We start from the raw sequence: 13,379 nt of genomic DNA on the forward strand, positions 1-13,379 counted from the left end.
CATGGAAAAACCGGCCGCCGCCCTTTCGCATCATTTCGCCGGACCTTTCCTGCCGCCGGGAACGCAGCCTCGCCAAACCCGTTAGGTCCCACAAACACAGCATAGGAGGCGGATCATGGATGCCCGGCGTGTCAGCCTTGGCCTAGGTCTATTCTCAATCGCCCTGGGAGTGGCCGAAATCGCCGCCACCCGCCGCATCGCCCGCGCCCTCGGCACCGACCACCGCGTCGGCCGAGCCACGTTGAAAGCCTTCGGCGCGCGCGAGATGCTGGCCGGCGCGGGATTGCTCGTCGCCCCCGCCCATTCGACCCTCGTCTGGAACCGCGTAGCGGGCGACGCGCTCGATCTGGCCGCGCTCGGCCTCGCCGCCCGCAAGGCTCCCCGCCATCGCGCCGTCTGGGGCGCCATCGCCTTCGTCGCGGGAGCAACGATCGTCGATGCGCTCGTCGCCCGCACCCTCGACAAGAGTACCGGCAGCGCCTTTCCGGCAAGGCGGGGAGCCAGATCATCGGGCAAGGGCGAGTGGTCCCGTTCCGCTCATCACCGAGAACGCCACCCCACCACGATTGAGCCGGACGACATGCCCTTCATCCGCGCGCCCGAAGTGACCCATCATTGACAGGACTATCATCATGATCCGCAAGCTCGCCCTTCTCGCCGGAGCCGGTTTCCTCGCCAAGAAGCTGCTCGACCGTTCGCGCGCAGACACATATTCGCCAAGCCGCAGCAGCACGCAATTTCGCCCGCAGGCAGCAGGCGGCTCCGCGACTTCGACCGGCCACGTGCCCGCCGATCTGCTGGGCGACAGCCATCCCGACGGCACCGTCCGGGCGGAGGATCACTACCGTCCCGATCCCACGGCGCCCGTCCCGCCTGAGGACCGCGAAAGCCTGCGGCCGGTGACCGCTCCAGCTCCCCACGATCCGCCCGGCCGCTGATCCCCTTCTACAAGGATGAAACCGTCCCGGCGCCGCTGCGTTGTGCGCATGAGCAGCGCGCGGCGCGTTTCGGGGTCATGACAGGCGGTGGATTTTCCGATCTTGATCGATAAGGTGGCGGCCGCGCTGAAGGGAGGTGCGGCTGAATGACTGGAATTTTTGATCGCATTTCAACCGGCAACCCCGGACTGGACAGCGTACTTGGCGGCGGTCTGCCGGCGAAACGGCTGTACCTGATCGAAGGCGCACCCGGATCGGGCAAGACCACTTTGGCGCTCCAGTTCCTGTTGGAAGGGGTGAAGGCTGGCGAGCCGGTCCTCTATGTCACCCTGTCGGAAACGAGCGAAGAGCTGTCGGTCGTCGCGGCATCCCACGGCTGGAGTCTCGACAAGGTAAATCTGTTCGAACTGGCGTCGGCGGACTCGGTGCTCGGCATGGGCCGCGATCAGTCTATTCTGCACAGCTGGGAAATGGAGCTGGGCGGCACCATCGAACTGATCCGGGAAGAAGTCGAACGCGTGAAGCCCCGGCGGATCGTCTTCGACAGCCTGTCGGAACTGCGGCTGCTGGCGCAAGACCCGCTGCGCTACCGGCGGCAGTTGCTGTTCCTGAAGCAGTTTTTCGCGCGCCTCGACACGACGGTCCTGCTGGTCGACGACCTAACCGGGGCGACCGGCGTGCGCGACAATCATCTGCACAGCCTTTGCCATGGCGTCATCACGCTCGAGCGGCTGACGCTGGATTTCGGCGCGGCGCGGCGGCGGATGCAAATCCAGAAGATGCGCGGCGTCGAATTTGTCGCGGGCTATCACGACATGATCATCCGCAAGGGCGGCATCGACATATTCCCCCGCCTGATCGCGTCGGAACATCATTCGACTTTCGTCGGGGAACCGGTTCCAAGCAACATCCCCGCGCTCGACGCAATCCTGGGCGGTGGACCTCAACGCGGCACCAGCACGCTGATCACCGGCCCCGCAGGCGCGGGCAAGACGACGCTCGCGCTGCAATATCTGGTGGCGGCATGCAAGCGGGGCGAGAACGCCGTCATCTACCAGTTTGACGAGCGCGTCGGCACGCTGATCAGCCGGGCTCGCGCCTTGGGGGTGGACCTGCAGGCATGGATGGAGGAAGGCAGGCTCTCGATCCGACAGATCGACCCGGCGGAAATCGCTCCTGGCGAATTTACGGCGATGGTGCGGCATGAGGTGGAGGAGCGGGACGCCCGCATCATCCTGATCGACAGTCTCAACGGCTATATGTCGGCGATGCCGCAGGAACAGCAACTGATCCTGCAGCTGCACGAATTGTTGTCCTATCTCAGCCATCGTGGCGTCGTGACCTTGCTGGTCAATCCGCAGCAGGGCTTTTTCGGGTCGATGAACGCCAATGAACTCAACGTGTCCTACATCGCGGACGTCGTCATCCTGCTGCGCTTCTTCGAGGCGGAAGGACGCATCCGCAAGGCGCTGTCGGTCGTGAAGAACCGCAGCGGCGCGCATGAGGACACGATCCGCGAACTGCGCATCGATGCGCAGGGCCTTCGCGTCGGCGCGCCGCTGTCCGAATTCAGGGGCGTGTTGACAGGAACGCCGGAATATCTCGGCTCCTCGATGCCATTGATGGAGGACCGGCCTGGCCGTGCATAAAACGGCATCCCCAGGCCTCAAGGTCCTTGTCAGCGCACCCTATGGCAACGACGCGGAGAGCGTAGCGCAACTGCTGCGCGCCGAAGGACAGCAGGTCCTCATCTGCCCGGCGCTGGCGGATATCGCCGAAGCGATCGATGAGCAGGTGGGCGTGGTGCTCGTCACCGAAGAGGCGCTGTTCGCCGATTTAGGCCCACTCCACCGCGCGCTGGAGGCGCAGCCTGCATGGTCGGACGTGCCGTTCATCCTGCTCGCCGGGCGGCAGGCGGGCAGACTGGCTTCCAGCGAAGCGGTGCGGCGGCGGCTGCCGGACAATGCGCTGAGCGTTATCCTGCTGGAACGGCCGGTCAGCGGCGAATCCCTGATGAGCGCGGTCGCTTCGGCAATGCGCGCGCGGCAGAAGCAGCTGCAGATACGCGACCAGCTCGCCGCGCTCGAGGCGGAACGCAGCCGTCTCAACATTCTCCTCGAAAACCTTCCGGTCGGCGTCGCCTTCGTCAATACCGACGGCAGTACGCTGCTGTGCAATCCTGCCTTCCTTCGCTTCCTGCCGACAGGCGAGATACCGGCGCTTCTGCCGAACGCGGATGAACTGTGGGAGGGCTATGACGAAAACGGGCGGCGCTTCACCCGCGACCGGTTCGTAACGATGCGGGCGCTGAAGGGGGAGCAGGTCACTGGCGTCGAGTTCCTGCACCATCCGCCTGACGGACCTTCGGTATGGACGCGGGTAAGCGGCGTGCCCTTGCGCGACGCGGGCGGCGCTGTGACAGGCTCCATTTCCGTCATCGTCGATATCGATGAGCAGAAGCGGGGGCAGCAGGCGCTTGCGGAGGCGGCGCAACGGCTGGAGCAGGAGGTCGATGCCCGCACGCGGGAACTGCGCGAGGCGCTGGCCCGGCTGGAGGCGGAGGCAGAAGACCGCGCCCGCGCCGAAGAAGCGCTGCGTCAGGCGCAAAAGATGGAGGCTGTCGGGCAACTCACCGGCGGTATCGCACATGACTTCAACAACATGCTGACCGGGATCATCGGCGCGATCGACATATTGAAGCGGCGGATCGCCAGCGGCCGTCTCGAAGATCTGGACCGCTTCATGGACGCGGCCAGCACATCGGCCCAGCGAGCCGCGGCGCTGACCGCGCGGCTTCTCGCCTTCTCAAGGCGGCAATCGCTCGATAGCAAGCCGACTGACATCGGCAATCTCATCCATTCCCTGGAGGATCTGCTGCGGCGTACGATGAGCGAGTCGATCGAGGTGGAGATCGTCTCGGCCGCTCCGCTGCCGCCCGCGCTGGTCGACGCCAATCAGTTGGAAAGTGCGATCATCAATCTGGCGATCAACGCCCGCGACGCCATGCCCGATGGCGGCCGGCTGACGCTGTCCTGCGAGGAACAGGAACTGGACGCAGCCTTTTGCGCGCGCAACCTGGGCGTTACGCCCGGCCGCTATGTGGTGGTTTCGGTGTCGGACACGGGCGTCGGCATGGACGCCGCGACGCTGGAAAAGGTGTTCGACCCCTTCTTCACGACCAAGCCGATCGGGCAGGGAACCGGGCTTGGCCTGTCGATGGTCTATGGTTTCGCCAAGCAGTCGAACGGCCTCGTGCGCATCCATTCGGCGCTGGGCCTCGGCACATCGGTCAGGATCTTCCTGCCGGTGGCCGATGCAGCGCCTGAGCATGATGCAACGGAAAGCGCGCCAATTCATCATGGCGACGGGCAATCGGTGCTGCTGGTCGAAGACGATGAGTCGGTGCGCCTGCTGGTGCGCGACGTTCTGGAAGAGCTGGGCTACAGGGCGACGGAAGCCGCCGATGGCCAGCAGGCGGTGCGCATATTGGAGGAAGGGCAGCGGTTCGACCTCATGATCTCCGATGTCGGCCTGCCGGGCATCAACGGGCGGCAACTGGCGGAGATCGCGCGCGAGCATCTGCCCGACCTGCCGGTGTTGTTCGTGACCGGCTATGCCGAAAGCGCCGCGGCGCGGGGCGGGTTCCTGTCCAACAATATGCAGATGATCGCCAAGCCGTTTCAGATCGAGATGCTGTCGGCCCGCATCCGCGAGATGCTGGAAAGCTAAACCTGGGCTAATATCTTGCCGTGCCACCAACGGCTTGCTCGGACATTGGTCCTTCGGGGGCTGAAGCCGAGGATATCGACATGCCCGTCATTGGCTGGAAACTCGACGAAGCGGAGCGTCCGGGCCTGCTTGAGCGCTTCCCGCCGCTTTGGCCCGATATCATCGCCGACCATATCACGCTGAGCGCCGACGCAAGCGCGAGCGATCCGCTTCCCCAAGAGCGCAGTGCGGCGATTGTGGGCAGCATCAGCGATGGTCAGGGGCTGCAGGCGTTGGTCGTAGCGGTCGGCGGTAGCACGGGGCGGCCGGACGGCAGCGTATATCACATTACCTGGTCGCTCGACCGAAGCCGTGGCCGCGAACCGGCGCAAAGCAATGAGGTGATCGCGGACCTCGGCTGGCGGCGTCTGCCCGATCCTGTCCCGATCCGCATCATCCCCGCCTGGCTTTAAGGCCATGCAGTTGCCTCTCCACTCTGACGTCGGCGATCCCATTGTTGGAGCGATGTTCGATCGCTTCGTCGAGCGGCGCGTCGTGCTGGTCGGCGAGGCTAGCCGTGGGACGAGAAAATGCAATCAGGCCCGTGCCGCCATCACCCGCATCTGATCGCCTGCAAGGCTTCACCATCGTCGGCGATCAGCGATGGCGGTCGAGATAGTCGGCGATGGCATTGACGCTGTGTCCGACCTGTTCGACCGCTTCCTCCAAAAGGGACCGCGATATCTGGAAGCGCTGAGCCCAATATTGCACTTCCAGATCGGAGGTGATCGATACATGTTTAAGGTCGCGGGGCACAGGAGGCGCCCTTTCTTCAAGTGTTGGTCGTGCGTCCAGGCTGGCCATGGCGAAATGCTTTCCTGCGGGATGGATCAGTTCTTATGGGTGCCGCCATGATCCAGCATCTCGATATGATGCTGCACCACCGGCACGATCTGTGCGGCCGCTGCCTTCAAGGGCGCGGCGGAGCCATTCGAGGCATAGCCCTGATGCAAGGCCAGCGCTTCCTTGTGGGCGGCCTTCTGCTGCTGCCAGTAAAGCTGGTCGCGGGTCTTGCCGCTGGCGTCGGTCAGCGCGGCGATCTTGCTCTTCTGATCTGCGGTCATATGCGGCGGGGCGGCTTTCACACCTGCCTTGGCAGCTGCGGCCTTCACCATGGCCGTGCTCTTGGCATGGTCGCGCACCATCATCGTGGCGAAGGAGCGGACCTTCGCATCCTTTGTCGTGCGCAGGACAAGATTGCTCGACGTGCGTTCGAAAAGGTCGCTTGCGCCCGCCGTGGCCACATAGGCGGACGGCGTCTGCGCATGCGCCGCGATGGGCAAGGCCGCGAACAGCGACGCGATGATCAGCGATGTCTTAGGCATCTTGAACTCCTCTCGGCGATAAGAGCGAGTTCCGGGAAATGATGTTCCGGAGGCCACGGAGGAAAGTTCATAACCTGCATTATGGCGCGCCGGATTCGTCGCAGACGGGCCAAAAGCGGCAGGAACCATAGGCGGGGCTGGCGGGTCTGGCGCAGGGAGCGGGGAATGCCTTCCCCCCACGCAACCATCTGCATCAGGAGAGCTTTGCATGGCCCGGAAGATCGGTGAGGACAAAGGCGCGAAAAGCGCAGCCCGCGAGTTTGAAACCAAGACAGGTGCGGGAGGCGAACTGCATCAGATTGCCGGATCGACCGGCGACGTGCTGACGACGCAGCAGGGCGTCCCCATTGCCGACGACCAGAACAGCCTTCGCGTGGGCGAACGGGGACCGACGCTGTTGGAGGATTTCCACTTCCGTGAAAAGATCTTCCATTTCGATCATGAGCGCATCCCTGAGCGCGTCGTCCATGCCCGCGGCTTCGGCGTCCACGGCACCTTCATCCTGAAAGAGAGCCTGGAAGAGTTCACGACCGCCAAGGTGCTGACGGAAGTGGGCGTGAAGACGCCGATGTTCGTTCGTTTTTCGACCGTGGTGGGGAATAAGGGATCGTTCGACCTTGCCCGCGACGTGCGCGGTTTCGCCGCCAAATTCTATACCAAGGAAGGCAATTGGGACATTGTCGCCAACAATATCCCCGTCTTCTTCATCCAGGACGCGATCAAATTCCCTGACTTGGTCCACGCCGCCAAGCAGACGCCCGATCGTGGCTTCCCCCAGGCGCAGACGGCGCATGACAATTTCTGGGACTTTATCAGCCTGACACCGGAATCGATGCACATGATCATGTGGGTCATGTCCGACCGGGCGATCCCGCGGTCCTTCCGCTTCATGGAAGGATTCGGCGTTCATAGCTTCCGCCTCATCAATGCAGAGGGGAAGGGGACGTTCGTCAAATTCCACTTCAAGCCCAAGCAGGGTTTGCAGTCGGTGATGTGGAACGAGGCGCTGAAGATCAACGGTGCCGATCCCGATTTCCACCGCCGCGATCTGTGGGATGCGATCGATCTGGGCAGCCCGCCCGAATGGGACCTGGGCGTGCAGATTTTCGACGATGACTTCGCCGACCAGTTCGAATTCGATGTGCTGGACCCGACCAAGATCATTCCGGAAGAGCAGGTGCCGGTGCAGCGCATCGGCAGCTTCGTGCTGGATGGCCACGTGGAGAATTTCTTCGCGGAGACGGAACAGGTCGCCTTCTGCACGCAAAATGTCGTGCCGGGGATCGGCTTTTCCAACGACCCGCTGCTGCAGGGACGCAACTTCTCCTATCTGGACACGCAATTGAAGCGCCTCGGGTCGCCCAACTTCACGCATATCCCGATCAATCAGCCGCGCGGCTGCCCGGTGCATAATTTCCAGCAGGATGGCCATATGGCGATGAACAATCCCAAGGGCCGGGTGAATTACGAACCCAATAGCTGGGGCGGGCCGCGTGAGTCTCCCGAACGCGGCTACCGCCATTTCGCAGCGGGCGAAGCGGGACCCAAGCTGCAGATCCGGTCCCCCAGCTTCAACGATCATTACAGCCAGGCGCGGCAATTCTATATCAGCCAGACGCCGATCGAGCAGAAGCATATCGGCGACGCGCTGGTGTTCGAACTGTCCAAGTGCGAGCGGATCGACATCAGGCAGAAGATGGTCGCGCATCTGCGCAACATCGATGAAGGATTGGCGACGGTGGTCGCCGGGGGCATTGGCCTGCCGAAGCTGCCCGATCCTGCCCCCGCCGCCGCTACGCCGCGCACCGACCTGCCGCCTTCCGAGGCGCTGAGCATCGTCCGCAACGGGCCGGAAAGCTTTGCAGGCCGTAAGCTGGGCATATTGGTCAGCGATGGCGCGCCGGTAGCGCTGGTGAAGGCGCTGGCGAAGGAAGTGGAGCAGCTGGGCGCGGTTTATGAGATCATCGCGCCGAAGATTGCCGGCGCGGCGCTGGACGATGGCACGATGGTTGAAGGCAAGCAGAAGATCGATGGCGGGCCGTCGGTACTCTACGATGCCGTCGCCCTGATCCTCTCGCCCGATGGCGCGGCGCAATTGGCGCAGGACAAGGCGGCTAAGGATTTCGTCAGTGACGCTTACGCTCATTGCAAGTTCATCGCCTATGTCGACGACGCCTTGCCTTTGATCGATCGCGCCGGGGTCACTGAGGCGGACATGGACGAAGGGCTGGTGCGGCTGGAGGGGCCGGACGATGTCGTGCCCTTCCTGGCGCTCTGCGCGAAGCTGAGGCTGTGGGATCGCGAGCTCAAGGTGGATCTGGACGCCGCGGGTTTCACAGCCGGGCGTAAGGCGCCGGTTAACCCGGATCAGGGAAAGTGAAGCTCACATTAAGTCCTTGATCATTTTGCCGACAGTGCCGCTCAGTTCATCGCAAGATGAACGGGCGGCCAACATGGGTAAAGTTTGGCTTATTCAGGTTGGCTATGCTGGCTGCGGGGGCTGAAACAGGGGAATCACCCATGTTAGGCCAGTTAGCTGCCAGCGAAGCACATTGCCATTTTCGCCCTCACCAGTTTCTGGCTCGCGAGGACGAACAACCCGATGCTATCTATCGAATCGATGAGGGTTGGGCCTGCCGGTACAGGCTGCTGCCGGACGGGCGCAGGCAGATCACCGGCCTGTTTCTGCCCGGAGATATTTGCGAGCCGCATTGGGCCCTGGGCAAGCGCCCTTCGCAACCGATCGTCGCGCTGACCAATGTCCGCGCGACCAGCCTGCCCTTCAGTTCGCATGGCGTGCTGCCCGCCGAAAGCCAGCAGGCCTGTTGGAAAAGCCTGGCCGAAATGATCGAGCGGCAGACTAACTGGCTGGTGACGCTGGGGCGCAAGACAGCGATGGAGCGGCTTGCCCATCTGCTGCTGGAACTGTTCGAACGCATGCGCTCCTCCGGGCTCAGCTATGGCCAGCAATGCGCCATGCCGCTGACGCAGATGGAGATTGCCGATATGACGGGCCTGACGCCGGTGCATGTCAACCGGACGCTGCAGACGATGCGGCAGCGGGGATTGGTGGAGTTGCAGTCCAAATGGCTGCGCATTCCAGATCTGGCCGCGTTGCGGGATGCGGCGGCGCTGACGAGCAACGAGGTGCTGGTCTAGGGGAGGTGGGCCTACAGCAATCACGTTCCTTTCGAGCGCGGTCGAGAAACGGAGAGCAGGGTTCTCGACTGCGCTCGAAAACACGAGACGTCAGGAGCTGGTCTGCTCAGGGCTTCTGAGCTCCCTCATGATCCGACCGCGTATTCGTGGTCGGCTGCACCTTGTCCTGCTTCGTCACGCGTGTGGGTTCGGGATCGCCGCCGCGCGCGGTTCTTTCCTCGTCGCGTGAGCCTATATCGCGGGCGGTATTTCCACCTGCCGCGCTGCCTTGGGCGGGGGCGGGCGGGTCGTCATGCAGGTCGCTGTCGTCGCGGCCTTCACTTCGATTCTGGTCCTCGATCATCATCTTGTCCTTGCTGTGCATTCCCGCCGGAAGCGGGATCGCTGTCAAAATCTTCCGGATTGCCGCCGCCGCCAGCGCCAGCGCCGCTGCCTTCCACGACGCCCGAGCCGGAACGCGCGCGGCGTCCGCGATTATCTTCGCGCCCGGTGGACAGGGGCAGCGGCTTTTCTGCCCGGATGTTGGCGTCTTCGTCGCCCTGATAGATGGGCGGCAGGTCCTTTGACGACTTGTCCCTAGTCATCGGCGCGGCGCGACTTTTCGCCTGCGCCCTCCTGCCCGGCGCGGCTGTCATCCTCTTCGCCCCGGCGTGTCATGGTTTCGGGATTATAATTGGACGGAATGGACCCGCCGCTGCGCGGATCACGCTCCGGCTCACGATCGAGCGTCGCGCTGGGCCGGCGGGCGGCGCCGGGGGGCTGATTTTCTGTCGAGATGTTGGGATTGCGCGTCTGCTGCGTAGGCAGGTCGCGCTTGCTGCGGGTCGGGTCGGTCATCGCTATTCTCCTCGGACGAGCGCGCTCAGGCGAGCTTCAGCCCCTCCTGGTTCATCCGGCGGGTGAGGGTGCTATTTTCCTTATCGCTGATCGCCTGCTTCAGCCGCGGGAAAAGGTCCTGCTCCTCGCGCCGAATATGCTCCTCGATATCGCGGCGGAACTGGGCAAGCTTCGCCTGGAAAGCCGTATGGTCGCGGGTGAGGTCCGTCAGTTCGTAGAGATACTGCTTCACCTGACCATGATCGTCGTTGAGAGCGTCGGCTTCCTCGCGCATGCCCGCGACGCGCATCGCGGCGTAGATAGCATTCTCCTCCTCCATCGCATGTTTGCCGAGCGCATGTTTGAGCTGAGTGAGCAGCATGCTGCGCCTTCCATGCGCGCTGGGGCTGGTGTCGCGCAGCTTGTCGAACAGCGCGAGCGTCATCTTGTGCTCCAGCGCCAGCGCCTTGTCCCACTCGCCCGCAAGCACGGTGGGAGCCTGGACCGCGAACTTGCGTCCGGCTGCACCCAGCAGGGCAAGTCCGGCTCCGATGCCCGCGCCGATCAGCGCTTCGCGGCTTGAGCCGTGGGTGAAACGGTGAAGGGGTGCGTGCGCGCCCATGATGATCCTCCATTTGCCTGAATGGTTCGACAACGACCCTCGCCCGGCCCCGTTCCCCGCCCATTCGATCACAGGAGAAAGCCCCTAACGCAGGTTAGTGAGCGGCGATTTTCGCGCTTTAAAGCGGAACGCCCCATGGTCGCGCTGGTTGGCTGGGGATCAGCACAGACCCGAAAGAGAGAGGAGCGCAGCATGGGTGACATACTGACGCCTGACCAGCAGGACGACGCCCCGGCGACGACCGGAAAGGAAGGAAGCGATGCCACCGCCAAGACGGTGACGATCAACCGCCCCCGGCAGGAGATTTATGAATTCTGGCGAAATTTCTCAAACCTGGCGCAGGTCATGGACAATGTCGTATCGATAGAGACGCTGGATGATCGGCGGTCGCACTGGACGGTCAAGGCGCCGGGCGGCAGCACGGTTGAATGGACCTCCCTGGTGACGGAGGACAGGCCGGGCGAACTGATCGCCTGGATGTCCGAAGAGGGCGCGGATGTGCCCAATAGCGGCCGGATCGAATTTCGCGACGCGCCGGGCGGACGCGGCACATGGGTGACCGCGACCATCCTCTACGATCCGCCGGCAGGCATCATCGGCAAGGTCATCGCGAAGATGTTCCAGCGTGAACCGCACATTCAGGCGCGGCGCGATCTGCGGCGGCTGAAGCAGCTCATGGAAACCGGCGAGATCGCCACGGCCGCGCGGACCAAGGCGCAATATAAGGAGGAGCAGAACTGATGCGCGCGCTCACCTGGCATGGAAAGCATGACGTCCGCGTGGATACGGTGGACGATCCGGAAATCATCAACCCGCGCGATGCGATCATCAAGATCACATCCACCGCCATCTGCGGGTCCGACCTGCATCTTTATGACGGCTATATCCCCACGATGCAGAAGGGCGACATATTGGGCCATGAATTCATGGGCGAGGTGGTCGAGGTCGGGGCGAAATCCAATCTGCAGAAAGGGCAGCGGGTGGTCGTGCCCTTCACCATCAGCTGCGGCGGATGCTTCCATTGCGACAAGCATCAATATTCCGCCTGCGAAAATGGCCTGCCTGCCGAAAACCAGGAAATTGCGCAGACGCTCTATGGTCATCCCATGGCCGGGCTTTTCGGCTACAGCCATATGACCGGCGGCTATGCGGGCGGACAGGCGGAATATGTGCGCGTGCCTTTCTCAGACGTCGGGCCGATCGTGATCCCGGATGGGGTGGAGGACGACAAGGTGCTGTTCTTGTCCGACATCCTGCCCACCGGGTGGATGGCTGCGGAAAATGCGGACATCGAGCCGGGTGATACGGTTGCGGTATGGGGTTGCGGCCCCGTCGGTCTGTTCGCGGTGCAATCGGCTTTCCTGATGGGCGCCGAGCGGGTGATCGCGATCGATCATTTTCCGCGCCGCCTGGAACTCGCCCGCCGCTTTGGCGCGGAGACGATCAATTATGAGGAAAGCAAGACCTATGAAGCGCTGATGGAGATGACCGGCGGCATCGGGCCGGACGCATGCATCGATTCCGTCGGGCTGGAGGCGCATGGCCTGTTCGCCGATAATGTGATCGACCAGATCAAGGTTTCGACCTTCATGGGCACGGACCGCGCCCATTCGATCCGCCAGGCGATCATCGCCTGCCGCAAGGGTGGACGGGTGTCGATGCCCGCCGTCTATGGCGGCTTCGTCGATAAATTCCCGCTCGGCGCCTTCATGCAGAAGGGGCTGACGCTCAAGACCGGGCAAACCCATGTGCAGCATTATATGCCCGGCCTTTTGAACGCGATCATGGACGAAAAGATCGATACCACCTTCCTCATCAGCCATCGCTTGCCGCTCGAACAGGCGGCGGAAGGCTATCGCATGTTCCACGACAAGCAGAATGAAGTGACCAAGATCGTGCTGAAGCCCGGCATGGATCAGGCGCAGCCGGCCTGAAGAGGAGAAGGATCATGGCTTCACGCAAACTCGCGATCGTGACCGGAGCATCGACCGGGATCGGATTTGAACTGGCCCATGTGGCGGCGCAGGAAGGATGCGACCTGATCGTCGCCGCCGACGAGCCCCTGATCGAGGCGGCGGCAAAGGATTTCGCCCGTCATGGCACTGATGTGCAATCGGTCGAAGCGGACCTTTCCACGTTCGAAGGGGTCGATCGGCTGCTTGCGGCGGCGGGCGGACGGCAGATCGATCTTCTGTTCGCCAATGCCGGTTGCGGCATCGGGCACAGCTTTCTGGAACAGGATGTGGCGGCCTGGCGGCGCGTGATAGACACCAACATCACCGGAACACTCTATTTGCTGCAGAAGGTTTTGCGGCAGATGGTGGGGCGCAATGATGGGAAGGTGTTGATAACCGGCTCCATCGCTGGCTTCATCCCCGGCGCTTTCCACGCCGTCTATAACGGGACCAAGGCGTTCATCGACAGCTTCGCGGACGCGATCCGCAATGAGATAAAGGATAGCGACGGGGTCACCATCACGAACCTGATGCCGGGCGCGACCGATACCGAATTTTTCGCGCGTGCCGACATGCTGGATACCAAGGTCGGCACGATGGAGAAGGACGATCCGGCGAAGGTGGCGCGCGACGGCTGGGACGCGTTGATCGCAGGCAAGGCGCATATCGTGTCGGGCTGGAAGAACAAGATCCAGGCCGCCGCCGCTCATGTCGCCCCGGCTGGAGTGCTCGCGGAAATGCACCGCAAGCAGGCTGAGCCGGGGACTGGTAAGGAATGATCGCGCACGGCTGCGCG

General features: G+C 63.1%; 17 protein-coding genes. 11 read left to right on the forward strand and 6 right to left on the reverse strand.

Annotated features, from left to right (window positions below):
- Positions 1 to 115: 115 nt before the first annotated feature.
- From ACZ5Y5_RS17980 to ACZ5Y5_RS18005, 6 genes are all read left to right on the forward strand, one after another.
- A complete protein-coding gene (locus tag ACZ5Y5_RS17980) occupies positions 116 to 619 on the forward strand; it encodes a hypothetical protein (protein WP_464810784.1) in 504 nt (167 codons plus the stop codon).
- Positions 620 to 632: 13 nt separating this feature from the next.
- The gene (locus tag ACZ5Y5_RS17985) at positions 633 to 938 is read left to right on the forward strand and encodes a hypothetical protein (protein WP_464810785.1); all 306 of its coding nucleotides are present in this window, start codon (positions 633 to 635) and stop codon (positions 936 to 938) included.
- Between the two features lie 146 nt (positions 939 to 1,084).
- Positions 1,085 to 2,587, forward strand: a complete 1,503-nt coding sequence (locus ACZ5Y5_RS17990) for an ATPase domain-containing protein (protein ID WP_464810786.1) — start codon at positions 1,085 to 1,087, stop codon at positions 2,585 to 2,587.
- Positions 2,580 to 4,667, forward strand: a complete 2,088-nt coding sequence (locus ACZ5Y5_RS17995; protein ID WP_464810787.1) for a response regulator — start codon at positions 2,580 to 2,582, stop codon at positions 4,665 to 4,667. The genes ACZ5Y5_RS17990 and ACZ5Y5_RS17995 overlap by 8 nt, the downstream gene beginning before the upstream one ends.
- Before the next feature lie 80 nt (positions 4,668 to 4,747).
- Entirely contained in the window at positions 4,748 to 5,119 is a 372-nt protein-coding gene (locus tag ACZ5Y5_RS18000) for a hypothetical protein (protein ID WP_464810788.1), read from the forward strand.
- 4 nt (positions 5,120 to 5,123) lie between these two features.
- Complete coding sequence (locus ACZ5Y5_RS18005) at positions 5,124 to 5,273, forward strand: hypothetical protein (protein WP_464810789.1); 150 nt, start codon at positions 5,124 to 5,126, stop codon at positions 5,271 to 5,273.
- Positions 5,274 to 5,303: 30 nt separating this feature from the next.
- Here the strand turns inward: ACZ5Y5_RS18005 and ACZ5Y5_RS18010 are convergent, their stop codons facing one another.
- Together ACZ5Y5_RS18010 and ACZ5Y5_RS18015 are read right to left on the reverse strand one after the other, a co-directional pair.
- Positions 5,304 to 5,510: a DUF3606 domain-containing protein gene (locus tag ACZ5Y5_RS18010; protein WP_464810790.1), complete on the reverse strand. Its 207-nt coding sequence runs from the start codon at positions 5,508 to 5,510 to the stop codon at positions 5,304 to 5,306.
- A 26-nt stretch (positions 5,511 to 5,536) separates the two neighbouring features.
- A complete protein-coding gene (locus ACZ5Y5_RS18015; RefSeq protein ID WP_464810791.1) occupies positions 5,537 to 6,031 on the reverse strand; it encodes a DUF4142 domain-containing protein in 495 nt (164 codons plus the stop codon).
- Positions 6,032 to 6,239: 208 nt separating this feature from the next.
- Between ACZ5Y5_RS18015 and ACZ5Y5_RS18020 the strand changes: the two genes are divergently transcribed.
- Entirely contained in the window at positions 6,240 to 8,411 is a 2,172-nt protein-coding gene (locus ACZ5Y5_RS18020; RefSeq protein WP_464810792.1) for a catalase, read from the forward strand.
- Between the two features lie 140 nt (positions 8,412 to 8,551).
- Positions 8,552 to 9,190, forward strand: a complete 639-nt coding sequence (locus ACZ5Y5_RS18025) for a Crp/Fnr family transcriptional regulator (protein WP_464810793.1) — start codon at positions 8,552 to 8,554, stop codon at positions 9,188 to 9,190.
- Between the two features lie 106 nt (positions 9,191 to 9,296).
- Here the strand turns inward: ACZ5Y5_RS18025 and ACZ5Y5_RS18030 are convergent, their stop codons facing one another.
- From ACZ5Y5_RS18030 to ACZ5Y5_RS18045, 4 genes are read right to left on the reverse strand one after another with little or no spacing between them, the layout of a single operon-like run.
- A complete protein-coding gene (locus tag ACZ5Y5_RS18030) occupies positions 9,297 to 9,533 on the reverse strand; it encodes a hypothetical protein (RefSeq protein ID WP_464810794.1) in 237 nt (78 codons plus the stop codon).
- Positions 9,508 to 9,774: a hypothetical protein gene (locus ACZ5Y5_RS18035; RefSeq protein ID WP_464810795.1), complete on the reverse strand. Its 267-nt coding sequence runs from the start codon at positions 9,772 to 9,774 to the stop codon at positions 9,508 to 9,510. Before ACZ5Y5_RS18035 ends, ACZ5Y5_RS18030 begins: the two co-directional genes overlap by 26 nt.
- The gene (locus ACZ5Y5_RS18040; protein WP_464810796.1) at positions 9,767 to 10,027 is read right to left on the reverse strand and encodes a hypothetical protein; all 261 of its coding nucleotides are present in this window, start codon (positions 10,025 to 10,027) and stop codon (positions 9,767 to 9,769) included. The genes ACZ5Y5_RS18035 and ACZ5Y5_RS18040 overlap by 8 nt, the downstream gene beginning before the upstream one ends.
- Before the next feature lie 25 nt (positions 10,028 to 10,052).
- The gene (locus ACZ5Y5_RS18045; RefSeq protein WP_464810797.1) at positions 10,053 to 10,628 is read right to left on the reverse strand and encodes a hemerythrin domain-containing protein; all 576 of its coding nucleotides are present in this window, start codon (positions 10,626 to 10,628) and stop codon (positions 10,053 to 10,055) included.
- 192 nt (positions 10,629 to 10,820) lie between these two features.
- Between ACZ5Y5_RS18045 and ACZ5Y5_RS18050 the strand changes: the two genes are divergently transcribed.
- From ACZ5Y5_RS18050 to ACZ5Y5_RS18060, 3 genes are read left to right on the forward strand one after another with little or no spacing between them, the layout of a single operon-like run.
- A complete protein-coding gene (locus ACZ5Y5_RS18050; protein ID WP_464810798.1) occupies positions 10,821 to 11,369 on the forward strand; it encodes an SRPBCC family protein in 549 nt (182 codons plus the stop codon).
- A complete protein-coding gene (locus tag ACZ5Y5_RS18055) occupies positions 11,369 to 12,562 on the forward strand; it encodes a zinc-dependent alcohol dehydrogenase (protein WP_464810799.1) in 1,194 nt (397 codons plus the stop codon). The genes ACZ5Y5_RS18050 and ACZ5Y5_RS18055 overlap by 1 nt, the downstream gene beginning before the upstream one ends.
- 14 nt (positions 12,563 to 12,576) lie before the next feature.
- A complete protein-coding gene (locus ACZ5Y5_RS18060) occupies positions 12,577 to 13,362 on the forward strand; it encodes an SDR family NAD(P)-dependent oxidoreductase (protein WP_464810800.1) in 786 nt (261 codons plus the stop codon).
- Positions 13,363 to 13,379 lie beyond the last annotated feature (17 nt).

Source organism: Sphingobium sp. TomTYG65 (genome assembly GCF_055395525.1).